Genomic DNA, 26,068 nt, shown 5'->3' on the forward strand with positions numbered 1-26,068 from the left:
TACCGAAATCGGCCGGAAGAAGCAAGTGGGCAAGCAGCAAAATCACCCTACCATTTCAATGAATTTAGAGACAATTTAAAGATTTGAAAAAGAGATATGAAATTCATAATATGGAAATATAATACACGATTATTTGGAGGGCAAGCGATGAATTCATTTGTGAAAAAGTCAAAAGCATGGTGTCTGTCTCTTTTATGTTGTTCCGTCCTGTTAGCCGGGGCATCAGGGCTCGCTACCGAGGCCGAGGCTTCCTCAAATCTGCAAATGAGATCCGTATTGGTCTATACGGGCTCGAATCAACCGGATTACAAGACCGAAGATATTGTCAATCTATCCAAAGGCGCAGATCATTTTATTATCGTAACGACCAAAACGACCGCAACGTCGGAGGACGTGACGGATTTCGCCAATCAAGCCAATAAAATCGTCGCGGCCAATCCTCAAGCCAAGCTTTGGATCTCCACCCCTTCACGAAACTCGAAGAGCAGCGCAAACACATACGATGACTCCATCACCGGATTTCTTGATGCAGTTAAAAAGACCATCGGACAAGCCAACTGGGAAAAGCATGTGAAAGGTGTCTATATCAACTTCGAAAACATTTATTTGGACGGACCCGACACCGGCACGAAATATACCGGAGCGAACTGGACCAAAACGCTGCAAAGCAACATGAACGATAACACCGTAGTCAAAACGATGAGGTCGATCAAGCAATGGGCCAAAAACAACGGCAGCCTCAATGTGGCATGGGCTCCTTATGTCACCCCTCATAACGATCAATTGAAACGCCTTGCTTACGTCATTAACGAAAATATCGCCGATGTCGTTTTGCTTCAGCCGCATTACTATTTTGACGGAAACAAAGTGCCGCTGCTGGTTGTGGACAAAAGCATAGCAAACGGGTACTTGAGCTACACGGACGGCAAGCCGATTATTCCTGCCAACGATAGTTATATCAAGCTCCGAAGCGCAAACATCGGCGTTGACATGGAAATTGACGGTGACGCAAGCAAGTCCGATAGATATAACTTATACAAGGAATATGAAACGACCTTCCGCAAACATAGCAATAAGCCGTTTACCTATTACCTTGGCAGCGCTACGCAGATGAACTACAAGTCCTACGCCGGAAAACGGCTTTGGGAGCATTTGGTCGAGTTTTATACTTCACTGTAGCATCCGCCAGCATTGCTAGCCTTGTTCCCCCGGCAGCAATTCGCTACAATACAACTAATATACTTCGTCATCCATGTGAGGGGGAAAAGCCTGTGCTTGCCATCGGGACCAAGGCTCCGGCATTTACCGCAGAAAGCACGCAGGGTACGATCCGGTTGGCCGATCATTTAGGGAAACGGCCGATCGTGCTTATTTTTTATCCGAAGGACAATACGCCCATTTGCACAAAGCAGCTTTGCGCCGTCCGCGATTCCAAGGCCCAGTATGCCGATTATGATGCGCTGGTGCTGGGCGTCAATCCCGGTTCGCTTGAGGAGCACCGGCACTTTTCGCAAAAGTTCGGTTACGATTTTCCGCTTGTCACCGATACCGGGGACGCGATCCGCCGGCAGTATGACGTAGGCCAGACGTTGTTCGGTCTGCTTGGGCAGCATCGCGTCGTCTATGTCATCGGGCGAGACGGCACGGTCCGGTATGCGGCAAGAGGAAACCGTCCTACCGCTGAATTGGTGTCGGTGTTATCCCGGGACTCGGAATAATTCCTAGCGTATGTAAAAAAACATGCAGCACTTCCGCCTACGGAAGACTGCATGTTTTTGTGCTTTTATTGAGATAACCGTTTCGTAAGCTCGTATAATTCCATATTGAATTGTTTTTTGGTATTCACGACGGTATCGATATCGGTTGCCACAAGCTCGCCTTTGATCATGCCGCAGGCCTTGCCGGAATCTCCTGCGATCAGCCGGCGTACGGCAAAATCGCCGAGGCTGCTCGCCAGAATCCGGTCGTTGTGCGTAGGCGTGCCGCCCCGCTGAATATGTCCAAGCACGGTTACCCGCGGCTCGATTCCGTTGCGCTTCATAATTTCCGCCGAGATATCTTCCCCTTTGCCTACGCCCTCGGCCACGATAATAATACTGTGACGCTTTCCTTGGGAGAAGTTTTCCGTCATACGGTTGGCGATTTCGTCCAAATCGTACGGCACCTCGGGCACGAGTATCGTCTCCGCTCCGCTCGCCAAGCCGGCATAGAGGGCGATATCTCCGCAGTGGCGGCCCATCACTTCGACAATGGACGAGCGTTCATGAGAGCTCATCGTATCCCGCAGTTTGTTGATCGCATCGACAACGATGCTGACCGCCGTGTCGAACCCGATCGTGAAATCGGTGAACGGGATGTCGTTGTCGATCGTTCCCGGCAGCCCCATCGTTTTGATTCCGAGCTTGCTCAGTTTGTTCGCGCCTTGATATGAGCCGTCCCCGCCGATCACGACGAGACCGTCGATTCCGCGCTTGCGCAGGTTGTCCGCGGCGAGCTGCTGCCCTTCCGGCGTGACGAACTCCTTACAGCGTGCTGTCTGCAGAATCGTTCCGCCGCGCTGAATGATGTCGCCGACGCTCCGCAGGTCCATCTCGCGGATGTCGTCGTTGAGCAGCCCGGCGTAGCCGCGCTGCACGGCGAATACTTCAAGACCGTGATACAAGCCGCTGCGCACGACGGCGCGAACGGCCGCGTTCATCCCCTGGGAATCGCCGCCGCTCGTGAGTACCGCAATTTTTTTTACAGACATGGTGGTTCCTCCTCGTCATCTTGACTGTCTCTTTAATTGTATATAGGATCAAGAGGTTTTGCGGATCCAAATACTGTTAATGAAGAAAAACAAGCGCATCAGCGGACTGTCCTTCATCAACTTCCGGGATATCGTCTTCACTTGCCGCTGCTTGCTGACTTTAGGATCAGACAAGTACAGCGCCAGCAATCCTTCGATAATCATCCGGTGAAATCCCGGATGCTCAAGCTGTTCCGACTTGCTCTTCGCTTCCTCCACAATGAAGGCGATGCGTTCGACCGTCCGATCCAGATTATCGTAGTAGCTGCAAAAATTCAGATCGCCGCCGGCCAGATCTTCCTCTTGGTCTATCAAATAATCAAGCAAAATGTGAAGTCCGCAAATGTACGGGAAATACGCTTCGTGAATTTGCCGGACCGTTAGCGGCTGCAGCTTCGGATCGGAAGCCGCCAAAAACAACATAAAAACGCCCAGCGTCGAGCCCGTAGCGGCGGCAAATTCGTTCCACGCGACCGCAGGAAACCGTCCCCGGTGCTGCTCCCACCAGGACAGCAGCGCGTCCTCGCGCAGCTCCCGGCGAATATGCTTGTACACCTGCAGATCGCAGTAAAGACCAACGAGCTCGCGCACCGAATCGGCTGCAAGCGGATAAGAGGGCAGAAGCCGAAGGCTGGCTTGGCATGTTTTGACCAGCTCGTTCAAGTAACCGGCGTCTTCCTGCTCTTCCCGGAATTCGTAATAGTCGTGCAGCGGCTCCGCCGGATCGACCGCATCGAGCATCGATTGGTGCAGACGCCGAAAATCTTCCGGATCGAGCGAAGTGCTCCGGTCGCACAGGTTGTCCAAATAATCGCTGATCGTCTGGAAGGCGACAATCAGCGGAATGAGCACATGGCGCATAGGCAGATTCGCGACGGCATAGACGGCGCCGCCTTCGCAGTGAAACTGCTTGCTGGTCATGCTCGCGATCGCTTGCTTCCGAAGCTCGGGATCGGGTATCGCTTCGGCTTTATCCCGCCAGTGGCGAAGCTGCTCCCGCACTTCCGGCAGCGCAAAGCGATACACGCGCAGCATAAGTCCAATCGGGCGTTGGGGCACGTCGGCTGACGAATTACGGCGACTCAAGCAACGATCCTCCGCCTCCGCTTTGGACATAGCCGTATTCGAGAAGCAGGCGCATCTCAAGCCATTGGATATGCTTCAGCAGCTCCTCGGCTTGTTCGTCCCGTGTCCGGGTGACGTGCCGCTCGACCAACTCGTTAAACGCGCAGGGATCCCAGCCGGACCCGGATGCCCACTCCTCCAGCCGTTCCCTGAACGCCGTATTTTTAATGCCCTGCAGGTCTGCCGCCCGCACATAACCGTAAGCCCGCTCCGCAAGCTCCGCATAGACCGGCAGGCTGCGCGCCATGCGAAACCAATAGGCGGCGTTGGAATAATCGCCCTCCATCCGGTGCATGATTCCGTGCCAGTAGCTGCCGGCGGGATTATGAATTTCCTGGGACAGTGCATGCGATTTCTCCAGGCTCTCGTTAAACAAATGCAGCCCCGCTTTTACCGTGAGCGCATAAGCTTTCTGTTCCCCTTCGAAGCCGTCCACCGACAGCTTTCCGATCTTGATATCGGCCAAGTCGTCGAGCTCTTCGTCGGGATACAGCGAAGGCTTATGCGGCGTCAGCTGCGCTGCGAGTCTGCTGAGACTATCGGTCCAACTCAAGCTTACAACCTCCTTCTGCGTACCGTGTTGCCATTCCATAGCCTTGCATGCATCGGGGTTCCCCCCATTATATTAGGTAGTAGGCCGGGCAATCAGTGATGAACCGCACGATCGGGCATGTCCTGATGAACCCGGAACCATAAATGCAGCTCGTTGATCGTACTGGCCAGTTCGGCAATTTCGCTGTTCAGGCGGCAGGACGTCGGAAAATGCTCTTCCACATTAAGCTGCTCCTGCTTCGCGATAATGACGCGTTCCAATTGCTTGATCCGATCGGGAATGCTGCCGCGGATTTCCTCCCAGCGCAGAAGCATCTCCGCTTGTTCCTGCTGGCTGTAGTCCTCAAAGTCCTGTTCAAGACGGGGCAGCGGAATGCCGAGACGTTCGTCCAGTTCAAACGTGTAAGTCATCTCCGTTTCCACCTTCCTCACCTGTTCTTGATTATGCAAAAGGCACGCACCGTTTGAACGATCCGTTTATCTATATAAATGTATCACGAACGATGAGCCGCTTCCAGTAGGTACGTAAATTTTTCTCCCTTGACTCCCCTATCCATGTTATAATGTTTGGCATGTGAAAAGAGGGAAGTCAACATGAACGATATGCAGCAAACCCGCATTACGTTTCGGCAGCTGCTTGCCTTCTTTATTCCCCTCGGAATGTCGGCGAGCCTTGTAACGATCTCCCATGTCATCATTAACAGCACGCTGGCGCGCGCAGCCTCTCCCGAAGTTGTCATCGCAAGCTACGCCCTGCCGATGAGCATTCTGGGCATTACTGAGAGGCCGGCGGTCCTGCTGCGGCAGACGTGTTCCGCCTTGGTGCGCGACCGCCTCTCGTTCCGCGCATTGGCGACGGTCAGCCTTTACGTTCTCGGGGCCATCTTCCTCATCGGCGCATTCATCAGCTACACCCCCGTCGGACCGTGGGTGTTTTTGCGTTTGTTCGGAGTCGACGCAGCAATGGTCGAGCCGATGGTGGAGGTGTACCGCGTCTTGATGTTCGTCAGCATTTTTTCGGGAATCCGCTGCATGTTTCACGGCATTATTATTTTCAATATGCGGACCAAATGGCTGACGATCGGCATGATCATCCGGCTTGCCGGCATGTACGCGCTCTCGCTCTATTTTATTCGGACGGGAGTCACCAGCGGAACGGTCGGCGCGGTCATCTTCCTGACGGGCATGATCATCGAAGCCGCCGTGAGCCTCTGGGAAGGAAGGGCTTTGTTAAAAAACGAAATTCCGGAAAAACGGCCGGACCATCCGATCGAGAAACCTTCGCAGGTGTTCGGGTTTTACCGGCCGCTGCTGTACTCGTCGGTCATTGCGGTCATTTCGGGACCGGCGATTAATGCCTTTCTCGGAAAAACGACGGACCTGAAGCTGGCCATCGCGGCGTTTGCGATCGCCACCAGCCTCACGAACCTGGTGCAAAGCTTTTTCTCCTATGTGCATCAGATTGTGCTCAACTTTTACCGCAAGGATGCGGCTTCCGTGGTCCGCTTCACCTTGCTGCTCTCGCTCATCCCGAGCCTGCTGATCGCCTTGCTCGCTTATACGCCGGCCGGTCCGTGGTTCATGCAGCACGTGATGGGCGTTAACGAGCGATTGATGCAGGCCAGCCTGTCGACGCTCCGCGTCTTTATGCTGATGACGCTCGTATTCCCGTGGCTCGACTTCGGCAACGGATTGCTGATGCTGCGCAGCCAGACGAAGGTGATGGTCTGGTCTCAAGCTGCAAACGTGTGCGTTACACTGCTGGTTCTTGCGCTGTGCGTCGCCCGGACCCCGGGCTGGAACGGCATGATCGGCGCACTGGCTCAATCGCTCGGCGTCGCGGCGGAGGCCGCGGTCGTCTGGGGTGTGCTGCGATCGGCTCTCCGGGCGGACGAAGGAATTCCAAGGCCGCTGCCGGTTGCAGACCGAAAACATAACGAATCGAGTGAAAGCATATGAGTTTCTCCAAACCTCCGCGCAACGAAGTGGTGCTGCGCAGCTTTACGTTTACGTATTACATGACGATGGCCGTGATCACGTCGTTTTTTCCTTTATATTTCCAATCGAAAGGCTTTTCCACGCTGCAAATCGGACTTTTGTATTCGGTCGGGCCGATGATCGGGATCTTCTCGAACTTATTTTGGGGAGTGGCCAGCGACAAGGTTCGCAGCGTGAAAAAGATTTTGAACGTCATTTTTATCGGACAGCTGCTGATGGCGGCTTGGACGTTTCACACCGATACGTTCGGACTGCTGATGGTGTTGATGGCCGCCTTCTTCTTTTTCCAATCGCCGACCACCTCGCTGACCGACAGCTTGATTCTGCTTACCGTGAGCCGAAACGGCAAAAGCTACGCGTCCTTCCGGGTCTGGGGCTCGATCGGCTTCGCCTTCGCCGCCCTCGTCTTCGGCCAGCTGCTCAAAAGCTACGGCGCCGGGCTGACCGTGACACTGTGCCTTGGCACGATCGCCTGCTCCCTGCTGCTGTCGTTCCTGCTCAGTGATACGCGGGACGCCGACGTGAAAAAGCCGGACTTCTCCGGGCTCGTCCCGATCATCGGCTCCCGGTCGTTTCTCGCGTTCCTGTTCACGGTATTGACGGTGTCCATCGCCCATCGGATGAATGACGGCTTCCTCGCGCTGTTCTTGCAGCGGCTCGGCGGCGACCAATCCGTCGTCGGGTGGTCGTGGATGATGTCGGCGCTCAGCGAAATTCCGGTTTTTTTCCTGCTCAGCAAATACGGCCATAAGCTGAAGGAGCTGCCGCTGCTGGCCTTGTGCTGTCTGGCTTACGCCGTACGCTTCCTGCTCATGAGCCTGGTGGATAACCCGATGTGGGTGATTGCCATTCAGATGATGCATTCGGTCACGTTCGGCGTGTTTTTATTTACGACCATCCGGTACATTCAGAGCGTGGTTCCCGATCATTTTCGGGCCAGCGGCCAGGCGGTCTTTGCGATTACGTGGTCCGGACTGGCCGGACTGCTCAGCGGCACGATCGGCGGCTGGGTGTTCAACAGCTGGAGCCCGCACGCCGTATATGCGGTCGGCTCCGTGCTCTCGTTCGTCGCGATGCTCGGATTTCTTGCCCTGTACGCCAAAGCCAAGAACGCTGCGGCAGGGGCATAGCAAGATTCATTCCAAAAGCTGCAGGATTGGCCGCCTTCGCCAACGTCTATCTTATGAAGCGGACGTTCCGGCGGCTTTTTTTTGCCTGCGACTCTTAAAGTTTTCTTAACTTTTCATCTTTTTCCACTTCTCAATGGACCGGTCGTCTATACTGAATTAGAAAAATTCAACAACGGAGGGGTTATGTGCTTGCGGTAGAACATTTGTCACACAGCTTTCGCAGCGGCAGCGAGAACACGCCTGTCCTGCACGATATCGACTTCCGGGTCGACAAAGGGGAAATGGTCGCCCTGCTCGGCAGCTCCGGCTCGGGAAAATCGACGCTGCTGAACCTGATGGCCGGCTTGATGAAGCCGACGTCCGGAAGCATCCTGATCAGCGGTCAGGCGATCGAGAAAATGAGCGAAAACCAGCTTGCGGAATTCCGCCGGACACATATCGGTTTTATTTTTCAATCGTACGAATTGATTCCGCATTTGACCGTTCGCGAGAACGTCGAGCTGCCGCTTGTCTTTCAAGGCCTCCGCGGTAAGCATCGCCGGGAAAAAGCCATGTCGCTGCTCGCCAAGGTGGGCCTCGGGGAGAAGACCGAGATGTTCCCCTCGCAGTTGTCCGGCGGGCAGCAGCAGCGGGTCAGTATCGCCCGTTCGCTCATTACGCAGCCGGCGATCGTGTTCGCGGACGAGCCGACCGGCAACCTCGATACGAAGACGGAGAAAGAAATTATCGATCTCCTGATCGAATTGAATCAGACGCTCGGCATCACCTTTGTCATCGTTACCCACGAGCACGAGGTCGCCAAGCGAACCCGGAGAGTCATCCAATTGCGCGACGGGTATCTGGTCGAAGACGGCGCATGGGCAGGTGACGCGGAATGAAGCTGCTGGATTATTTCAAGCTCGGCTGGGATCAGCTCAAACGGCGCGTCGTCGTCACCCTGCTGTGTACGATGGGCATTGCCATCGGCTCCGCTTCCATCGTGGTCGCCCTCTCCTTCGGAGAGTCGATCAACCAATACAGCCGGAAGCAGATGAGCGTGTACCTGAAGTCGGACGAGATTACGGTAACCAGCGGCGGCCGCGCCGAAGGAGCCGATCCGAACGATCCGAACAGCGCAAAGCCTTACGAGCTGACGAAAGCCAAAATCGGGATGATGCGCACCTTCCCATATATTAAGGCGCTGGCTACATACCGGACATTAAACCAGTTCGAATTTGAAGTAGACAGCAAAAAAGGCTATATCGATCAAATCTTCGCTACCGAGCTGGACACGCTGCCTGCTTTCGGCTATGAACTGCAGCAGGGCGGGCCTTCGGAGCAGGAGAACACGATTATTTTGAGCTACGGGGCGACGATGGGGTTGTTTGACAGTCAAATATCCAAAGCCCGCCAGCAGCAGCTTCAGAGCATGAGTGAACGCGATGCGCGGAATGCTTGGCGCGAACAACAATATATCGCGTATCCCGTATATCAGAAGCAGATCGTGCTGAAGCCGCAAATTTTCCGCTCGAACGACGTCGGGGAAACGGTGGACATCCAAATTCCCGTCCGAGTCGTCGGCATCCTCAAGAAGCCGGAGGGCGTTCCCGACGATATGCTGATTCATCAAAAGACGGCGTTCGTCTCGCCGGCGCTCGGCAAGCGGCTTCAGGAAGCGATCATTCAAATGAACGGCGGCAAGGTCAAGGAAGATAAGAACTCCTCGCAGACGGCCGAGTATAACGAGGTCAAAATTAAGGTGGACAGCAGCGCTCATGTCAAAGAGCTGGAATCGCTGCTCAAGAAGCTGAAGCTCACCGTGCAGACGAATCTTCACCGCGAGGAAAGCATGCAAAACGAGCTGCTCATCGTCCGGCTGATTTTCGGCGGCGCCGGGATCTTTATTTTGTTCGTCGCCTCAATCTCGATCATCGTCGCCATGACGATGTCGACCTATCAGCGCAGGCGGCAGATCGGCATCATGAAGGTGCTGGGCGCCAACCTCGGCCAAATCCGCAACATGTTTATGGTCGAATCGGCGCTGCTCGGACTGCTCGGGGGCTTGGTGGGCATTCTGGTGTCGTATTGGGTCATTTGGGGGATCAATATCGCTATCATGCAGTTTACGCCTCCAAGGCCGGGATCGCAGGCGGAAATTTTATTTATCAGCCCCTGGATCCTGCCGGTCGGTCTGTTCTTCGCCATCATGACCGGCGTGCTGTCCGGGATTTATCCGGCCATCAAAGCGTCGCGCACGGACGCGCTGACCGCCATCAAACGAGACTAAACGTTTAGGAGTTATGCAGCTATGAAAAAAAGAACTTGGTTTGCCGCCGTAGGCGCCGTGCTAGTGATCGGCGTTACGGGGCTGTTATATTGGCAAAGCCGGCCGCAGAACGCATCCCGTCCGGCGGTTTCGCAAACAACGAACGCACTGAAATTCAAAGCCGTCCGGGAGGATTTGACCAACATTGTCGAGGTGAAAGGAAAGTCCACCTATCAGAAGGAAACGTACATAAACGCTCCGTTCGGCGCCTACGTCACGGCGTGGTCCGTCAAGGACGGCTCCCAAGTGGCCAAAGGCGACGTGCTGTTCCGGCTTGACGACACGGAGCTCCGCAACGAAATTGCCCAGCTTCAAGCAAATGCCAAGAAGCAGGAAATGGACATACGCTTGAATCAATTTCAGGAAAAGGCCGGCCTCGCGGACGCGGAAAACGAGGGCATTACCGAAACGGACGCCAAAAAGCGCTTTGCCGCGTCGGAAAGCCGCAAAATGCAAAACGAGATTACGCAGGTTACGCTTGAGCACACCCGTACGCAGCTCGCGGAAAAAACGAAGAAGCTGCAAGCCGCCGGCTTTACGGCGCCGGAAAACGGCATTTTCCTGTTCGAGGGCACCAAAGAGCCGAAGTCGGTGAAGGATAACGAGCGGATCGGCAAAATCGTCGATCTGACGAAGCTCCAGCTGATCTGCACGGTCGGCGAATACGACTTGTTCCGCATCAAGGAAGGCATGGATGTCGAGGTTCGCGTCGATGCGCTGAAGGATGTCAAGCTGAAGGGCAAGGTCGAGCGGCTGTCCAAATTCGCCAAGGCCGGTACCGGCAGCAGCAGCGAGTCCTCGAACACGACGGCCGCCCAGTTCGAGGTGACGATCTCCCTGGAGCCGAACGAGCGGCTGATTGCCGGACTCAGCTTGACCGCCTCGATCCAAACGGATAAGAAAGCAGGCGCGCTGGTCGTGCCGACATTAACGATTCAACGAGACAAAAACGACTACTACGTCATGGTCGAAAATGCTGACGGCAGCTTGGAGAAACGCATTGTCAAAACCGGCCTGGAAACGCCGGAAAAGACGGAAGTGCTCAGCGGCCTGAACGAAGGCGAGACCGTCGTGCTTCAATAATTCGTATTCTTTTCACCGCACCTTCGGGTGCGGTTTTTCATTTTGGCAAGCAATTTGCCGAACGAAGCAGCCTGGTCCAGTAAATTGGCGATGAAACCGTTTTTTCAGATTTTCACAGGATGGAACGACGTTCCGATTTCTTGTATAATCTAACCCATTGACTATCGGCCCCGACTTTTCTGAGAGTGGAAAGTCACATCATCGTAGAATCAGGAGGTACTGACATTGTTTTTGCAAAAATTGAATACGGCTTGGTTTTCCAACCCGCGCGCGGATATTTTATCCGGCATGACGGTAGCCCTTGCCTTGATTCCCGAGGCCATCGCTTTTTCCATCATTGCCGGAGTGGACCCGATGGTCGGCTTGTACGCTTCGTTCTGCATGGCCGTCGTCATTTCTTTCACCGGAGGCCGCCCCGCTATGATCTCGGCCGCCACCGGGGCCATGGCTTTGCTGATGGTCACTCTCGTGAAGGAGCACGGCCTCGACTACTTGTTCGCCGCCACCGTATTGACCGGGATGATCCAATGGCTTATGGGAGCGATGAAGCTCGGGCGTTTCATTACGTTCGTGCCCCATTCCGTCATGACCGGATTCGTCAATGCGCTCGCCATTTTGATTTTCATGGCTCAACTGACGCATTTTACGGGACAAGGCTGGATCATGTACGGGCTGGTCGCTTTGACGCTGGTGATTATCTACACGCTGCCGCGGCTGACCAAGGCTGTGCCTTCCGCGCTTGCCGCTATTCTCATTGTGTCCGTACTGACGATCGGCCTGCATCTGGATGTCAAGACGGTCGGAGATATGGGACAGCTTACGAACGTCCCGCCGGTCTTTCATCTTCCGCAGGTTCCGCTCACGCTTGAGACGCTGCTCATCCTGCTCCCTTATTCGCTGTCCTTGGCCATGGTCGGCATTCTGGAGTCGCTGCTGACGGCAACGATCGTGGACGAAATGACGCATACCAAAAGCGATAAAAACCGGGAAGTGCGCGGTCAAGGCTTTGCGAACATCGTGACGGGCTTTTTCGGGGGCATGGCAGGCTGTGCGATGATCGGCCAATCCGTCATCAACGTCAAGTCCGGCGGGCGGACCCGACTTTCGACCTTCGTAGCCGGTGTCTTTCTACTCTTCTTGATTCTTGTGCTCGGCAATGTCGTCAAGCAAATTCCGATGGCCGCTTTGGTCGGCGTCATGTTCATGGTTTCGCTCGGCACATTTGACTGGAGCTCGCTGAAGCAGCTTCGCACGATCCCAAAAACCGATTCGTTCGTGATGATCGTTACGGTCGTGATCGTCGTCGCCACGCATGATTTGTCCAAAGGCGTGTTTGCGGGCGTTCTTCTGAGCGCGGTCATCTTCGCTTGGAAAATGGCAGCCTTGCGGACGGCCGCAACGCTTCTCCCGGACGGAAGCAAACAGTATCAGGTGTCTGGACCCATGTTTTTCGGAACGGTCTCCCACTTCATCGAGCAATTCGATTATGCCGGGGACCCTGACACCGTCACCGTGGATTTCAGTCAATCTCATCTGTGGGACCATTCGGCCGTGAACGCCATAGCGAAGATGATCGCCCGCTACGAAATGCTCGGCAAGAACGTGACCCTCAATGGGTTGGACGAAGAAAGCAAACGGCTGGTCGACCGCATCGGCTTGTCCGTGCCCGGCGCCCATTAACGTGTCCAAGCCCGCTTCCTGCGCCGGATGGCGCGGAGCGGGTTTTCTGCAGGAGCCGATCTTAGGAGACCTAAGCTGATCCGGCGCTATAAGGTTGTCATTTCCATGCGGCCCCGTTATAATGGAAAAGAGCTTTTAGTACCAAGTCCTAAGAAATACCGCAAGTCACGAAGAGAGGATGACCCGCAATGACCGATACATCTACCCTGTCCTATCATGAATTCAAAACGATCGCGCTTGACCGCCGCAGCATCCGCAAGTATACGGATCAGCCGGTTGCCATCGAAGATATTCGCGAAATCATCGATTGCGCCCGCTACGCCCCAAGCGATACGAACTCCCAAACGTGGGAATTCATTGCCGTGATGAACCGCGATAAGATTAAAGAAATCGAGCAGATTACTTGGGAGCAGCTGCACCGCAGAGCTGCCGAAGCGGAGCAGCGCGGCTTATCCAAGGAAGCCCGTCTGCTGACCAAGTCGTTCGGACCTTACGCTACGGCTTTCTCGGATGCGCCTGTGCTGATCGTCTGTCTCGCGACGCCGTACAACTCCAAGTTCCGCGAGCGTATCTTCGATCCCGTTGCGTTGGTCGACGATGCGGTGTGGGCGGAAGAAGGCATCAAGAGCAGCTGCCTCGCCGCGCAAAACCTGATGCTGGCCGCGCATGCCCGCGGGCTCGGCACGTGCCCGATGACCGGCCCGGTGCTGCTCGCCCAAGACCAGCTTCGCGAATATTTGGACATTCGGCCGGAATGCCAGATCAACATGGTGATTGCCCTCGGGTACCCTTCCGAGCGGCCGGCCCGTCTGCCGCGCAAGGAAATCGACGACATTCTGCGTATCGTCGATTAATGACGGAACGATAAAAAACGCCTCGGACCCAATCGGTATCCGGGGCGTTCTTTGTGTTGTTTATCGGTTGGACCGCGTTGATTTGTTAGCTCAGCTTGGCCATTTCTTCCTCGTCCATCTCATAATTGGAGTAGACGTCCTGCACATCGTCCAAGTCGTCGAAGGCGTCCATCATTTTCAGCAGCTTCTCGGCATTCTCGCCCTCCACCTGGATGGTGTTTTGGGGAATCCACGAAACCGACGCTTCCGCAAACTGCAAGCCTTGGGATTCCAGCGTCGTCTTCACCTGCTCGAACTCGTGCGGATGCGTCAAAATTTCGAAGCTGTCTTCATCGACGCTGACGTCCTCCGCGCCCGCTTCGAGCGCCTGCATCATCAGCTCGTCTTCATCCAGCTCGTGCTCCTCGCGGTCGATCCGCAGGATGCCTTTCTGATCGAACATATACGAGACGCAGCCGGATTCGCCCATATTGCCGCCTCTTTTATTGAAAACGGCACGCACGTCGGCTGCCGACCGGTTCCGGTTATCCGTCAGACATTTGACCATAATGGCAACGCCCCCGGGACCGTAGCCTTCATACATAATTTCCTCATACTCGACGTTGTCCCCATCGCCGGTCGCCTTCTTGATCGCCCGCTCGATATTATCCTTCGGCATGTTGATCCGCCGTGCCGCTTCAATCGCGACCTTCAGCGTAAAGTTCGCCTCCGGGTTCGGGCCGCCCTTGCGGGCTGCCATGAAAATTTCGCGTCCGAGCTTGACGAATTGATTATTTTTGGCTTGGTCCGCCTTGCCTTTGCGGTCTTTAAATAACTTAAACTTAGGCATAAGTAACGCTCCCTACCGTAAGAAGTATCATGTACTAGTTTACCACCGCTCCCCTGATCCGGTCAAAGCTTGTCCAAGGGGTGCAAAAAAAGCGGTTCCTGGAACGTCGCATTCCAAGAACCGCTTGTTGGCTTTTCATTTGGCATTGAAACAACTTAAGCAAACTATCTAACGATGAGATGAGAACCGCCGCAGCGGTAAGTTTTCTTGCGAAATCAAGGAGCGAATTCAAGAAGTTTCATCGTTTTGATTTCTAAAAGAAAGCTTATATCAAAACCCGTCAACCGATTGTCGACCGGGCATCGTAGTTAGTTTCGTCTTACAGTTTGTGAACGTTAGCCGCTTGCGGACCACGGTTGCCTTGAACGATTTCGAACTCAACCGCTTGGCCTTCTTCCAAAGTTTTGAAGCCTTCGCCTTGGATTGCGGAGAAGTGTACGAATACGTCGTCGCCGCCTTCTACTTGAATGAATCCGTAGCCTTTTTCTGCGTTAAACCATTTTACTGTACCTTTCAATGAAAACAACCTCCTAGATGTATCGCCATCAAGGGCGAATGGTTCAAGTATATCACCCTTATCAGGATAAATCAACAAGGCCTAAATTATACACAGCCTTATTTTTGTACGCACAGCAGCTCTCTGGAACCCGGAATAAAAGGCAATTCGGAAAGCTCCAAAGACGCCTCGAATCCGGTCGTCCGCAGCTCTTCGAGGAGCCGGTCCAGCATCGGATATCGATCCCATTGCAGCGTGATAACGGGGTATACCCGTACCTCTCCTCCTGCACGGCACACCCTTAGCAGCTCACGCAGCGCTCGGATGTGAAAGTCATAGTCGAATTGCTCATGGTACAGAAATAAAAAGTGGCTGCACAGCACAAGACCGAACGACTCGTCCTCATAGGGAAGATGAGGCAGCTTCGCGGCCGTATACTTGATTCCTTCGGAAGGGTGCGCATAATCGTCGGCAAACCGCTTAAGCGCCGCCTCCCGCATCGCACGGTGCCGGTCCGGATCGCCGTAGAAGGTCCAGTCAAAGTCCTCCCGCAGCTTGGTCAGCTTCCCGGTCGACACTTCGATTTCAGTCATCCCGTGGCGGTAAATTCCCTCCGCAGACAGCTCGTACATCGGATCGGCCGCTTTGGCCGTCAATCCGCGGGCAGCAGCTTCCGCTACAAATGACGAAGCTCCTGCGCCCACGTCCAAAATCGGGCACGCCTCCGAAAGCTCCGGCTTCAGCCTAAACATCCGCTCGTACTCGGCAAACGACCGGCAGGTCATTGCCACTCCAATCTGCTCATACCCTCTGCTCATCTTTTTCCGCTCTCCTCTGCTCGTGTTCTGAATAGCTTTGCCCCCACCCGCCCTCCGGCCGATGCTGGAGCTTATTGGCATTTTATCACGGACTATGATTATTGACAATCGCAATAGGATTGCCCCGCTTGGTTGAAGCCAAGTTCAATTCATGCTAAGGTAAGGATGTAGCGATGGGCTCTCACATGCCCGCAACCAATGGAATGGAAAGAGGTATCAGCCTTGAAAAATCAGGGGATTAAAAAACATACGATCTACAAGAAAGACAAATGGAACATGCTCACGGTCGAGGTCAACGGAAAGCAGTTGATTTTAAGAGAAATTTCCGACCAGTGGGGCGAGGATTGCCACACGTTTCTCAGCCGCCCGGAGATGATGCATTGGGTGAACGAACGCTTCTCGAAGGAACGGTTCGAAGGCACCGATGAAGAGCGTGAGAGTATCATGGAAGCTTTCCGTCAAGTTTAATACGAAATTGGACATAATTTGCTTGACGCCCGGCTTGTCCATTCAGTATAATGAAGGCAATTACATAAGGATGTCCTCCAAAGGGGAGTAGCTGTCACAGTAAAGTCGTCAGTTCGGGTTCTGGGAAGAACCCCGGCTTTATTGGCAACGAAACGTTGTTAGCAAGACCTTTGCCATAGAGGTAGAGGTCTTTTTTGGTGGAAAAATGACCTGTACCGATGTGGTAGAGGTCATTTTTGTGTAAATACTAACATCAGTAAAAAGGAGTGGTAGGACATGGAATGGTTGTCCGTAGAATTTTTACTCGCCCTGATGAACATTGTCTTAATCGACCTCGTACTTGCCGGGGACAATGCCATCGTCATCGCACTCGCAGCGCGCAATTTGCCGAAGGAACAGCAAAAAGGCGCAGTCCTCTGGGGAACGCTTGGAGCCGTCATCATTCGTGTCATCGCCACACTCGCCGTCGTCTGGCTGCTGAAGCTGCCAGCCTTGCTGCTGATCGGCGGAGTGGTGTTGATCTGGATCGCTTACAAGCTGCTGGTGGACAAGAAAGACCACGCCATCGAAGCCAAACCGCAGCTTTGGCCCGCCATTCGTACAATCATTATCGCTGACGCGGCCATGGGCTTCGACAACGTTATGGCAGTCGCCGGCGCTTCCCACGGCAGCTCTCTTCTCGTTATACTCGGCCTCATTATCAGCGTGCCGATCATGGTTTGGGGCAGCACCTTGTTTATCCGGCTGCTTGAAAGATTCCCTTGGATCATTTACATCGGTTCCGGCGTGTTGGCCTATACCGCGGGTTCGATGCTGACAGGAGACCCGCTTGTCAAGGAATGGTTTATTGCGAACCCGATCGTGAAGTGGGGCTTGATTGTTATCGTTATCGTGGGGGTTCTCCTCGCGGGCTACTGGAAAAAGATTTACGGCTCTCTGGTATCCATTAACGAGAGCGGCCACCTGACGATCCCGCCCGATCTGGCGCACGGAGCGGACATCCAACCGAACGACAGCTTCGAAGCAAAGCGCGATGAAAAAGGGCGCATGATTTTGGTGAAGTCGCGAGGCTGAAGAGGTTGCAAAAATCGGATATGACCAACAAACATCAGCCTCACGGCTTAGGGTGAGGCAGCGACGAAAAGCCGGCACATTCCACTAGTGCCGGCTTTGCTGCGTGTAAAGATCAGATTTTCGCATGCGGAACGGGAGTTGCTGCGGTTCGGACGTCGATCAGCGCGGGCTTGCTGCCGGACAGCGCCCGGCGGAGGGATTGCTCGAATTCGGCGGGGCTGGACGCCCGATAACCGGAGCCGCCGCAGGCTTCGGCGATCGCCGCAAAATCGGGATTTTGAATCGCGCTGCCGGTCAGGTTCAGGCCGGCGGCGTTCATCCGGTCCTGCTCCATCGCGTAAGCGCGGTTGTTGAGAACGACCAGCACGATCGGGAGCTGCAGCTCGGCGGCCGTTTGGAATTCCATCAGCGTCTGGACGACTCCCCCATCCCCTGCGATGGCGATCACTTGACGGTCCGGATAACTAAGCTTGGCGGCTATCGCCGCCGGCAAAGCGAAGCCAAGCGTCCGCCACCGGCCGGAGACCAGAATATCCTGCCCTGCCTTGGCTTGAAAAATTCGATTGAACCATAGCGTATGGTCCCCGGTATCGACGGTGATGATCGCTTGATCCGATACGTGATCCGCAATCGTCTTCATGACGCGCTGCGTGGGGATCGGCGTGCCATCGGCCCGGGCCTCGGCCTCGATCTGCCGTTTCCAGCCCGCACATGCGTCGCGAACCCGGGCACGCCAAGCGCTGCGGTCTTTGGCCGGGAGATGCCCGGCAGCGGCGAGTTTGGGAACAATCTGCCCGAGATCGCCGACGACGCCCTTATGCAGCGGGTGACCAAGACCGATCGCTTCCCGGTTCCAATCGATCTGAACGATCCGCGCCTGCGTCGGCACATAATCGTCCGGCCACCAAGTTGCCCCCAGCATAACGATCAGATCGCTCTCGGCCAGCAGAACGCTGGACGCTTCGCTGCCGGCCTGACCGAGGCCCCCCGCATAGCATTCGTGATCGTTCGGAAATAACGGCCTGGCGGGCAGCGTGGTTACAACAGCGGCAGACAGCTTCTCCGCGAGCTGAAGGACATGCTCCGCTGCTTGCTTCACGCCGCGGCCGATGAACAGGACCGGCCGCTCGGCCGAAGCGAGCAAGGCTGCCACTTCCGCGATTTCATTGTCTGGAGCGGCCAGCGGCTGATGCAGGTGGGCGGAGTACGGCTTTATCCCGCCTTTCACCTTCGCCGGATATAAATCCTTCGGGATGGAGAGATGAGTCACCTGCCCTTGGAGCAAACCGTGGACGAGCATTTGCTCCATCAATTCGGGCAGCGCGTCCGCGTGCGTGACCAGCTCGGATTTTCCCGCAACGGCGGCATGGAGCTTTTGCTGGTCTACATACTGCTTGGCCCGGGTACCGATCTTGGCCGTTTCCACCTGCCCCGACAGCGCCAGCACCGGCGCCCGATCCATAGAGGCATCGGCAAGGCCGTTTAACGTATTCGTTGCACCCGGGCCGCTTGTTGCCAGGCATACCGCCGTCCTTCCCGTCAGCTTGGCTTCGGCGGAAGCCATCAGCGCAGCTCCGCCCTCATGCCGGCAGGCGACGTACCGGATCGCGTTCTGTTTTCCGAGCTCATCCAATAAACTTAAATTGGCGTCGCCGATCACGCCGTAGATCCGCTCGATCTTCCAGGCTTTGAGCTGCTCCAGGATGAACTGCGAGACGGATAAGCCCGCTGCGGGCTTGGTCTCTTCGGCAAGCACCGGGGGCGCGGCAGCGTCCGCAAGTGTGGAGGGGGTCATGTCAATCACTCCTTTCGTTTTCCGGTATAGCGTTCCCTTTGGAGCGATTCCCATTGCATTTTTTTCATGAGGAGTTAAAGGAAAACCGCCCAAATTGGCGAACATAGTCAGTAAGAGGTGATAAGCTTTGAGCAATGGTGCATCGATCTTGACGTTTATGATTATTTCGTTCTCGCTCGCGCTGATCTTAATCATGAAAAAAGACACCCTGCCGGCAAACGTAAAACGGCCCTTGGCCATTTTGGCGCTGGTGATGGTTTCGTTTTCGTTCGTGCTGATGATCTTCAGTTTTTTTTCCGGCGCGTAGTAAGCGAATAGACTTCCTTCCTTGAATTCCCTATACTTATATTTAAGCCTCGCTCCGGCCATACTAACTAGAGCTTTCCAACGGACCCATAAACAGCTTGGAGCGTGAGCGGGTAATGCGATTGTTGCCGTTGCTGCTGTCCGGCGCGCTGCTGTCCGGTGTTGTGATCGGATCGGCGGCGGCTGCGAATCAAGCGGCTAAACCATTTCATTTGACAAGGAGGGCTCCCATGAATCAAGTACCGAAGCGGAGCGACGTTCCTGCGGAACACCGTTGGAACCTGGAGGACCTTTTTCCGAACCAGCAAGCCTGGGATCAAGAGCATCAAGAAGTGAAAAACGCGCTGAAGGAAATCGGCCGCTTTCAGGGCAAGCTGAACGACCCGGCGGCCATTAAGCAGTGCTTCGAGCTGGAGGATAAAATCTCCCTACATACGGAACGTCTGTACGTCTACGCTAATATGAAGCATCATGAGGACATGGCGGACCCTACATATCAGGCCTTATCCGATAAATCGAAAAAATTAAGCGTCGAAGCCGGTGAAGCGACCTCGTTCATTTCTCCGGAAATTTTGAGCTTGTCGGACGACCAGTTGAACAAGCTGGTGAACGATCCCCAGCTCGCCTTCTACAAAAGGACGCTCGAAGAGCTGATCCGCGAGAAGCAGCACGTGCTCAGCAAAGCGGAGGAGGCGCTGCTGGCCCAGGTCGGCAATCTGTCGCAAGCGCCGAGCACGATTTACGGGATGATCAACAACGCGGATATCAAGTTCCCGAAGGTGAAGAACGAAAAGGGCGAAGAAGTCGAGCTCACGCACGGCCGCTACATCCAATTCCTTGAAAGCCGCAACCGCGATGTCCGCAAGCAAGCGTTCGAAGCGATGTACGCCACCTATGCGAAGCAAAAGAACACGATCGCCTCGACGCTTGCCGCCAACGTGACGAAAAACATTTTTTATTCCAAGGTTCGCAAGTATCCTTCCACGCTGGAAATGTCGCTGTTCGGGGACAACATCAAGAAGGAAGTATACACGAACTTGATCGACACGATTCACGAGTCGCTGCCGCTCATGCACCGCTACATGGAGCTGCGCCGCAAGCTGATGAAGGTCGACAAGCTGCACATGTACGATCTGTTCGCTCCGCTGGTCGAAGAGTTCGACCTCGAGATCACCTACGAGGAAGCGAAGAAAACGGTCAAGGATAGCTTGAAGCCGCTCGGTGAGGAATATTTGAAAATCCTGCAAGAGGGCTTCGATGGCGGATGGATCGACATTTACGAGAACGAGGGCAAGCGCAACGGCGCCTACAGCTGGGGCGCATTCGGCACCCACCCTTACGTGCTCCTGAATCACAAGGACAACCTGAACAGCATGTTCACGCTGACGCATGAGATGGGCCACGCGCTCCACTCCTATTTGTCGGACGCAAATCAGCCTTACCGCTACGCGCAGTATACGATCTTCCTCGCGGAAGTCGCATCCACGCTGAACGAAGCGCTGTTGATGGATTACCTGCTGAAGAAGTCGACGGACAAGAAAGAAAAAATGTACCTGCTCACCTACTACATGGACCAGTTCCGGACGACGGTATTCCGGCAAACCATGTTCGCCGAATTCGAGAAGATCATTCACGAAAAAGCGGAGCAAGGCGAAACGCTTACCCCGCAGCTGTTAAGCCAAGTCTACTACGATCTGAACGTGCAGTATTACGGCAAGGATATGGTCGTAGATCAGGACATCGAGATGGAATGGGCGCGCATCCCTCATTTCTACAACAGCTTCTACGTGTACAAATACGCCACCGGCTTCTCGGCCGCCACCAGCTTCGCGAAGCAGATCTTGGACGAGGGCCAGCCGGCCGTCGACCGCTATCTCGGCTTCTTGAAAAGCGGGAGCAGCGACTATTCCATCAATATCTTGAAGAAAGCAGGCGTGGATATGTCGACGCCGGAACCGATCAAACAGGCGATGAGCGTATTTAAAGAGCTTCTGGAGCAAATGGAAGCGCTGGCGAAGTAAGCCGCCGACGCAGGCCGAGTCCGGTATTGCCCGGCTCGGCTTTTTTGCCCTTCATGCAGCAGTCAAAAGGAGACGATTTCGATGAGAGCCCAATGGATGTTGATCAGCACGTTGCTTTTCGCCCTTATTACCGCAGTATTTGCCGTTATTAACGTGGAGCCCGTCCGCGTGAATTTTTTGTTCACCCAAGCCGACATCCCGCTCATTCTGGTTATTCTGGGATCCACCCTGCTCGGCGGCCTGATCGCCTTCCTGATCGGCTTGTTCCGCCAGATCAAGCTGCAGCGTAAGATCAAGCAGCTTGAAAAACAGCTGAACGGAACGTCCTCCGAGCAAGCGTTGGCCGTTACCGAAGATGCGGGAAGCCGGTCGTTCCTTGCGGCGGATACGGACCTGGAGCATGCGGAGGACGTAAAAAATTCAAGCAAATAGCGCTTCAAGCCTGTCGTCTTTTCAAATCATCAAGAAATAGTAAAATTTATATTAAATCTGCCATAACCTTTCCATCCTCATTGATCAACAACCCCACTTTCATTAATATAGTAAGTGCGAGTTTATGGAACGATTTTCCTAGTTACTAGGACGTAATCCATGCAGGAAGGATGCCGGCAGCATGGTTGATCAATGGACGGATGCAGAGCAAACCCAATTATATTTCAGCGCGTTCAGGCTATCCTCGAACGGTATGGCTTTCTTCTCGGAAGAAGGCCTATTTCTTCGCGTCAATCCTGCATTCGGCAAGCAAATCGGCTATCCCGAAGAGGCCTTGAGCGGCAAGCCTTGGGAACCTGTTGTTCATCCCGACGATCGAAAGCAGGTTCGTAGAATGCTGGAGGATGTGGCCAACGGGACGGTCGGATCCCAGCCGTTCGAAGCGAGACTTATCCGCAGCGACGGCACGCCGGTCCGGTGCTCCGTTACTGCGCCCGTCGTCCCCGGGCCAAACGGATGGCCGGCTTCTCTTTTCGTGCAAATTTTGGACAGCGATGCACCGAGCCGTTTCGCGGCTCCGGCCCCCGGGCGGAAAACGACCCGTGAGCGGGACGAAACAAGCAGCGATTCTCTCTACCGGACTCTCGTAGAGCAATGCGCGGACGTTGTATCGAAGCACGATTTGTCGGGCCGTATTTTGTACATCTCCCCTTCCTGCCGTGTTCTGCTTGGGTACGAGCCCGAAGAATTGATCGGAACCAACGTCTACGAGTTGTTTCATCCGGAGGATTTGACGAAAATCCCCGGGCTTACGTCTCCCATGGAAACCGCGCCGAATCTGCCTCTGATCTCATACCGGATTCGCACGAAAAACGGCGGCTACGTCTGGTTCGAATCCAGCGGACGGATTGCCGGAGACGAACACGACTCGGAAAACGGACAAACGGTGATCTGCATCTCCCGGGACATCTCTTCGCGCAAGCAAACGGAACAGCAGCTGATGAAAACCAACGAGCTGCTGCAAAAAATTTCTTCGATCGACGCGCTGACCGGGCTCGCCAACCGGCGTTTCTTCGATGAACGGTTTGCCAAGGAATGGCGGCATGCCATGCGCTTCTCCACGCCGCTTTCCGTTATTTTGCTCGATATCGACTATTTCAAGCGGTATAACGACACGTACGGGCATCATGACGGCGACGCCTGCCTCCAGTATGTCGCCGAAGCCATGCGCCGCGCGGCCAAGCGCCCGGGCGACATGATTGCAAGATACGGCGGCGAGGAATTCGTGATCGTGCTGCCGGTGACGGACGGCCGGGGCGCGCTTTACGTGGCCGAGCGGATGCGCTCGGAGGTGGAGCTTCTGCGGATCCCTCATCGCGGCTCCGCCGTCTCTTCGTACGTCACTGCGAGTCTGGGAGCGGCCACGATGATTCCCGTCCGCGACGTCTCGCCGCGGGAGCTGATTATCCGCGCGGACAAGGCGCTCTATCGGGCCAAGCAGGAAGGCCGGAACCGGGCTATAGCTTATGACGAAGAATAGATCGGCAAACCGCCCTTTTTCTTTTTGGAAAAGGGCGGTTTTTGATGAAACAATTTCTTCGGGGGGCGCGTCAGTAGGGGTGAACAAGAAGATATTCCAAAAAGGGTTCAAAGAGGGTACTACACATCAAAGGAGGAAAATCAAGTGCAGAAAAGAACACTCTTTGCAGGCATGCTGGCATTGACGCTCCTGACCTCCGTCTCCCCGGCTCCGTTAACCGTAGCGTCGGAAACGGGGCAGGCCATCGCGCTGACGCTCAACGGACAGCCCGTCAGCTTGTCCGTGCAGCCCCGATTGATCGGAAACACGCTGATGGTGCCGCTCCGCGAGCTGTCGGACGCGCTCGGGGTGAAGGTGCAGTGGGACGAAGCCGAACGCTCGGCCACGGCAACCAAAGCGGAGCGCTCGATCAAGCTCCGGCTGGACAGCAAGGAAGCTACCCGCGGAAGCGAAGCCGTCGCGTTGGACGAAGCGCCGGCGCTTGATAACGGAAATATTTTGGTACCGCTGCGCTTTTTCAGCGAGTCGTTCGATTTTAACGTTTATTGGGACGGTGCGAACAAGCGCGTAACGATTGTGGATGCGGACAAAAGCTTGCCGACCGTCGGTTCCCGGGAACGGATGGAAGCGCTGCTTAAGGAATCCGCCGCCGCTCACGGCAGCGGAAGCAGCATGATGTTACGGGGTGACAATGCGATCGCGGTCACCGAGAAATCGACGGCTGCCGCACCGCAAGCCGCCGGCAGTGCCGCCAAGCAGGCTGCCGACGCGGCGCCCGCCTACTCCGGCACGAACGTACAGGTGCAGGGCGTCGATGAAGCGGATGTCATCAAGACGGACGGCACCTACATCTATCAGGTGAATCGCGACCGCGTCCTCGTGACCAAAGCCTCCCCGGCCGAGAACATGAGCGTCGTCAGCACCGTCTACTGGGCGGACCCGAACTTTTATCCGCAGGAGCTGTACGTCGATGACAACTACCTCGTCGTTGTCGGCCATACGTCCTATCCGACGTACGAGAAGCCGGGACCGATTCCTTACGACGCCAGCCCTGCGGCTCCCGCGGATCCGGCCACATCGGCGGGCAGTCCGGCGGTAAACGTCTCTCCGCCTCAGGACGACGTCAAGGTTGTCCCGGTACCTGAGCCGGGGATCGGCAAGGCCAAGAAGATGGTCGTATGGCCCGGACGCCCGACTCGTTCGACGACAAAGACGATCGTTTACGAGCTCGGCGACCGGACCCAGCTGAAGCAAGTGCGCGAGGCGGAGCTGGAAGGGCATTACGTCTCTTCGCGCAAAGTCGGAGACTCGCTGTACGTAGTTACGAACAAATCGATGAATTATTTTTGGATCATGCGCCAAGAGGCGGACTTCGGCGCGAAGCAAGCGAACGAATCGCTGCCCGCCTACCGGGACTCCGCTGCCGGAGACCAATTTATTACGATCGGCTACGAAGACATCCGGTACTTCCCGAAAGCCGTCGAACCGAACTATTTGCTGATCGGCGGTCTTAAGCTCAGCAAGCCTGATCAAAAAATGCAGGTGACGAGCTACCTCGGCTCCGGTCAAAACGTCTACGCTTCTCCCGACAACCTGTATGTCACCGTGAGCGAGTACGAGCCTGCGAAAGAGAATGAGCAGACGGACGGCAAGACCAACGTCATGCCCGCGCCGCTTCATATGACGAGCGCCATTTATAAATTCGGCATGGACAACGGAACGGTACGCTATGTCGGACGCGGCAAGGTGCCGGGACATGCGCTGAACCAGTTTTCGATGGATGAGCACAACGGCTATTTCCGCATCGCCACCACAAGCGGCGACATGTGGCGGAACGACGAGCATACGTCGAAAAATAACGTGTATGTGCTGGACGAAGCGCTGAGCGTCATCGGCAAGCTCGAAGGGCTGGCCCCGGGCGAGCGCATTTATTCCGTACGCTACGCCGGGAACCGCGCCTATATGGTGACGTTCAAAAATACCGATCCGCTGTTCGTCCTGGATCTGAGCAACCCTCAAGCGCCTGCCATGCTCGGCAAGCTGAAAATTCCGGGCTACAGCGACTACCTGCATCCGTACGACGAGAACCATCTGATCGGCTTCGGCAAGGAAGCTGTGGAGGTGGCGAACAAGAAAGGCGAGGGCTCGGACACGGTCGCTTTCTATCAAGGCATGAAGCTTGCCTTGTTCGATGTATCCGATGTGGCGAATCCGAAGGAGCTGTTCAAGGAAACGATCGGCAACCGGGGAACCGAATCGCCGCTGCTGCACAATCATAAAGCGCTGCTGTTTTCCAAGGAGAAGCAGCTGCTGGCCTTCCCGGTCACCGTGGCGGAATTGAAAGATAAGTCCGGCGCCAACACGCCGGAAAACGCATCGAAATACGGGGATTTCACCTTCCAGGGCGCCTACGTTTACGGATTGGATCTGCAAAAAGGCTTCCAGCTTCGCGGCAGGATCACGCACTTGACGGCAGACGATCTGAACAAAGCGGGCCAGCACTGGTACGGCAGCGAACGCAATATCGAGCGTCTGCTGTATATCGGCGATACGCTGTATTCGTCCTCGCCCGACATGCTGAAAGCGAACGATTTGAACACGCTGCGCGAAGTCGGCTCGCTGCAGCTTCCGGCCTGGAAGCCGCGCAATCCGTAATGGTTGGCTTTTTGTCCTCCATGGGGTACAATGTCCGAAGTGACATTTATCCGCTTGGAGGACTGCTTAAGCCATGGTAGCTACCGTTATCGTTATCAGCATTATCGTCGCTTTGCTTA

24 protein-coding genes are annotated in these 26,068 nt (G+C 55.1%); 16 read left to right on the forward strand and 8 right to left on the reverse strand.

The features are described from left to right. The first annotated feature begins 147 nt into the window (after positions 1-147). The gene (locus PEH01S_RS18885) at positions 148-1,179 is read left to right on the forward strand and encodes a hypothetical protein (RefSeq protein ID WP_127487400.1); all 1,032 of its coding nucleotides are present in this window, start codon (positions 148-150) and stop codon (positions 1,177-1,179) included. Between the two features lie 92 nt (positions 1,180-1,271). Continuing rightward, on the forward strand, positions 1,272-1,718 hold the full coding sequence (locus tag PEH01S_RS18890; RefSeq protein ID WP_127487402.1) for a peroxiredoxin: 447 nt from the start codon (positions 1,272-1,274) through the stop codon (positions 1,716-1,718). 65 nt (positions 1,719-1,783) lie between these two features. Here PEH01S_RS18890 and pfkA read toward each other — a convergent pair whose 3' ends face one another. The 4 genes from pfkA to PEH01S_RS18910 all read right to left on the reverse strand — a co-directional run bounded on the left by pfkA (position 1,784) and on the right by PEH01S_RS18910 (position 4,876). Next, on the reverse strand, positions 1,784-2,749 hold the full coding sequence (pfkA, locus tag PEH01S_RS18895; protein ID WP_127487404.1) for a 6-phosphofructokinase: 966 nt from the start codon (positions 2,747-2,749) through the stop codon (positions 1,784-1,786). 48 nt (positions 2,750-2,797) lie between these two features. Then, positions 2,798-3,823: a tetraprenyl-beta-curcumene synthase family protein gene (locus PEH01S_RS18900; RefSeq protein WP_173426601.1), complete on the reverse strand. Its 1,026-nt coding sequence runs from the start codon at positions 3,821-3,823 to the stop codon at positions 2,798-2,800. A 37-nt stretch (positions 3,824-3,860) separates the two neighbouring features. Continuing rightward, entirely contained in the window at positions 3,861-4,466 is a 606-nt protein-coding gene (locus PEH01S_RS18905; protein WP_127487406.1) for a hypothetical protein, read from the reverse strand. Between the two features lie 92 nt (positions 4,467-4,558). Then, positions 4,559-4,876, reverse strand: a complete 318-nt coding sequence (locus PEH01S_RS18910) for a hypothetical protein (protein WP_025851643.1) — start codon at positions 4,874-4,876, stop codon at positions 4,559-4,561. Between the two features lie 183 nt (positions 4,877-5,059). Here PEH01S_RS18910 and PEH01S_RS18915 point away from each other — a divergent pair, with 183 nt between their 5' ends. From PEH01S_RS18915 to PEH01S_RS18945, 7 genes are all read left to right on the forward strand, one after another. Continuing rightward, positions 5,060-6,424 (forward strand): multi antimicrobial extrusion protein MatE, encoded by a 1,365-nt coding sequence (locus PEH01S_RS18915; protein WP_127487408.1) that lies wholly within the window; start codon positions 5,060-5,062, stop codon positions 6,422-6,424. Further along, on the forward strand, positions 6,421-7,593 hold the full coding sequence (locus PEH01S_RS18920) for an MFS transporter (protein ID WP_025851646.1): 1,173 nt from the start codon (positions 6,421-6,423) through the stop codon (positions 7,591-7,593). The genes PEH01S_RS18915 and PEH01S_RS18920 overlap by 4 nt, the downstream gene beginning before the upstream one ends. A gap of 185 nt (positions 7,594-7,778) precedes the next feature. Continuing rightward, the gene (locus PEH01S_RS18925) at positions 7,779-8,471 is read left to right on the forward strand and encodes an ABC transporter ATP-binding protein (protein ID WP_025851648.1); all 693 of its coding nucleotides are present in this window, start codon (positions 7,779-7,781) and stop codon (positions 8,469-8,471) included. Then, a complete protein-coding gene (locus tag PEH01S_RS18930; RefSeq protein WP_127487410.1) occupies positions 8,468-9,859 on the forward strand; it encodes an ABC transporter permease in 1,392 nt (463 codons plus the stop codon). Before PEH01S_RS18925 ends, PEH01S_RS18930 begins: the two co-directional genes overlap by 4 nt. Before the next feature lie 21 nt (positions 9,860-9,880). Beyond that, the gene (locus tag PEH01S_RS18935) at positions 9,881-10,981 is read left to right on the forward strand and encodes an efflux RND transporter periplasmic adaptor subunit (protein WP_025851652.1); all 1,101 of its coding nucleotides are present in this window, start codon (positions 9,881-9,883) and stop codon (positions 10,979-10,981) included. A gap of 288 nt (positions 10,982-11,269) precedes the next feature. Next, the gene (locus tag PEH01S_RS18940) at positions 11,270-12,661 is read left to right on the forward strand and encodes a SulP family inorganic anion transporter (protein ID WP_246062992.1); all 1,392 of its coding nucleotides are present in this window, start codon (positions 11,270-11,272) and stop codon (positions 12,659-12,661) included. A gap of 188 nt (positions 12,662-12,849) precedes the next feature. Beyond that, entirely contained in the window at positions 12,850-13,515 is a 666-nt protein-coding gene (locus tag PEH01S_RS18945; protein WP_127487414.1) for a nitroreductase family protein, read from the forward strand. A gap of 85 nt (positions 13,516-13,600) precedes the next feature. On the opposite strand, the gene PEH01S_RS18950 is transcribed toward PEH01S_RS18945, so the two are convergent. The 3 genes from PEH01S_RS18950 to PEH01S_RS18960 all read right to left on the reverse strand — a co-directional run bounded on the left by PEH01S_RS18950 (position 13,601) and on the right by PEH01S_RS18960 (position 15,658). Further along, positions 13,601-14,344: a YebC/PmpR family DNA-binding transcriptional regulator gene (locus PEH01S_RS18950; RefSeq protein ID WP_127487416.1), complete on the reverse strand. Its 744-nt coding sequence runs from the start codon at positions 14,342-14,344 to the stop codon at positions 13,601-13,603. 319 nt (positions 14,345-14,663) lie between these two features. Next, positions 14,664-14,861, reverse strand: a complete 198-nt coding sequence (locus tag PEH01S_RS18955) for a cold-shock protein (RefSeq protein ID WP_025851661.1) — start codon at positions 14,859-14,861, stop codon at positions 14,664-14,666. Positions 14,862-14,959: 98 nt separating this feature from the next. Then, positions 14,960-15,658 carry a class I SAM-dependent methyltransferase gene (locus PEH01S_RS18960; protein ID WP_127487418.1) on the reverse strand — a complete coding sequence of 233 codons (699 nt, stop codon included), beginning with the start codon at positions 15,656-15,658 and terminating at the stop codon, positions 14,960-14,962. Between the two features lie 198 nt (positions 15,659-15,856). Between PEH01S_RS18960 and PEH01S_RS18965 the strand changes: the two genes are divergently transcribed. Then, complete coding sequence (locus tag PEH01S_RS18965) at positions 15,857-16,126, forward strand: hypothetical protein (RefSeq protein WP_051570541.1); 270 nt, start codon at positions 15,857-15,859, stop codon at positions 16,124-16,126. Positions 16,127-16,402: 276 nt separating this feature from the next. Next, positions 16,403-17,200, forward strand: coding sequence for a TerC family protein (locus tag PEH01S_RS18970; protein WP_025851669.1), 798 nt, complete (start codon positions 16,403-16,405; stop codon positions 17,198-17,200). Positions 17,201-17,312: 112 nt separating this feature from the next. Here PEH01S_RS18970 and PEH01S_RS18975 read toward each other — a convergent pair whose 3' ends face one another. Beyond that, positions 17,313-18,995 (reverse strand): thiamine pyrophosphate-binding protein, encoded by a 1,683-nt coding sequence (locus PEH01S_RS18975; RefSeq protein ID WP_127487420.1) that lies wholly within the window; start codon positions 18,993-18,995, stop codon positions 17,313-17,315. 127 nt (positions 18,996-19,122) lie between these two features. Here PEH01S_RS18975 and PEH01S_RS18980 point away from each other — a divergent pair, with 127 nt between their 5' ends. The 5 genes from PEH01S_RS18980 to PEH01S_RS19000 all read left to right on the forward strand — a co-directional run bounded on the left by PEH01S_RS18980 (position 19,123) and on the right by PEH01S_RS19000 (position 25,949). Continuing rightward, complete coding sequence (locus tag PEH01S_RS18980) at positions 19,123-19,302, forward strand: hypothetical protein (protein ID WP_084159690.1); 180 nt, start codon at positions 19,123-19,125, stop codon at positions 19,300-19,302. A 229-nt stretch (positions 19,303-19,531) separates the two neighbouring features. Further along, entirely contained in the window at positions 19,532-21,322 is a 1,791-nt protein-coding gene (gene pepF / locus PEH01S_RS18985) for an oligoendopeptidase F (protein WP_025851673.1), read from the forward strand. Positions 21,323-21,403: 81 nt separating this feature from the next. Next, entirely contained in the window at positions 21,404-21,754 is a 351-nt protein-coding gene (locus PEH01S_RS18990; protein ID WP_025851675.1) for a LapA family protein, read from the forward strand. Positions 21,755-21,935: 181 nt separating this feature from the next. Next, entirely contained in the window at positions 21,936-23,294 is a 1,359-nt protein-coding gene (locus PEH01S_RS18995) for a sensor domain-containing diguanylate cyclase (RefSeq protein WP_127487422.1), read from the forward strand. 144 nt (positions 23,295-23,438) lie between these two features. Further along, entirely contained in the window at positions 23,439-25,949 is a 2,511-nt protein-coding gene (locus tag PEH01S_RS19000) for a beta-propeller domain-containing protein (RefSeq protein WP_127487424.1), read from the forward strand. Positions 25,950-26,068 lie beyond the last annotated feature (119 nt).

Origin of the sequence: Paenibacillus ehimensis NBRC 15659 (assembly GCF_004000785.1) — a bacterium.
GTDB lineage: Bacteria > Bacillota > Bacilli > Paenibacillales > NBRC-103111 > Paenibacillus_G > Paenibacillus_G ehimensis.

Coding starts and splice junctions, on each gene's coding strand:
- PEH01S_RS18885 (WP_127487400.1), top strand. CDS start 148: ATGAATTCATTTGTGAAAAAGTCAAAAGCATGGTGTCTGTCTCTTTTA.
- pfkA (WP_127487404.1), bottom strand. CDS start 2,749: ATGTCTGTAAAAAAAATTGCGGTACTCACGAGCGGCGGCGATTCCCAG.
- PEH01S_RS18900 (WP_173426601.1), bottom strand. CDS start 3,823: ATGCTGCGCGTGTATCGCTTTGCGCTGCCGGAAGTGCGGGAGCAGCTT.
- PEH01S_RS18910 (WP_025851643.1), bottom strand. CDS start 4,876: ATGACTTACACGTTTGAACTGGACGAACGTCTCGGCATTCCGCTGCCC.
- PEH01S_RS18915 (WP_127487408.1), top strand. CDS start 5,060: ATGAACGATATGCAGCAAACCCGCATTACGTTTCGGCAGCTGCTTGCC.
- PEH01S_RS18920 (WP_025851646.1), top strand. CDS start 6,421: ATGAGTTTCTCCAAACCTCCGCGCAACGAAGTGGTGCTGCGCAGCTTT.
- PEH01S_RS18930 (WP_127487410.1), top strand. CDS start 8,468: ATGAAGCTGCTGGATTATTTCAAGCTCGGCTGGGATCAGCTCAAACGG.
- PEH01S_RS18935 (WP_025851652.1), top strand. CDS start 9,881: ATGAAAAAAAGAACTTGGTTTGCCGCCGTAGGCGCCGTGCTAGTGATC.
- PEH01S_RS18940 (WP_246062992.1), top strand. CDS start 11,270: ATGACGGTAGCCCTTGCCTTGATTCCCGAGGCCATCGCTTTTTCCATC.
- PEH01S_RS18945 (WP_127487414.1), top strand. CDS start 12,850: ATGACCGATACATCTACCCTGTCCTATCATGAATTCAAAACGATCGCG.
- PEH01S_RS18950 (WP_127487416.1), bottom strand. CDS start 14,344: ATGCCTAAGTTTAAGTTATTTAAAGACCGCAAAGGCAAGGCGGACCAA.
- PEH01S_RS18960 (WP_127487418.1), bottom strand. CDS start 15,658: ATGAGCAGAGGGTATGAGCAGATTGGAGTGGCAATGACCTGCCGGTCG.
- PEH01S_RS18965 (WP_051570541.1), top strand. CDS start 15,857: ATGGAATGGAAAGAGGTATCAGCCTTGAAAAATCAGGGGATTAAAAAA.
- PEH01S_RS18970 (WP_025851669.1), top strand. CDS start 16,403: ATGGAATGGTTGTCCGTAGAATTTTTACTCGCCCTGATGAACATTGTC.
- PEH01S_RS18975 (WP_127487420.1), bottom strand. CDS start 18,995: ATGACCCCCTCCACACTTGCGGACGCTGCCGCGCCCCCGGTGCTTGCC.
- pepF (WP_025851673.1), top strand. CDS start 19,532: ATGAATCAAGTACCGAAGCGGAGCGACGTTCCTGCGGAACACCGTTGG.
- PEH01S_RS18990 (WP_025851675.1), top strand. CDS start 21,404: ATGAGAGCCCAATGGATGTTGATCAGCACGTTGCTTTTCGCCCTTATT.
- PEH01S_RS18995 (WP_127487422.1), top strand. CDS start 21,936: ATGGTTGATCAATGGACGGATGCAGAGCAAACCCAATTATATTTCAGC.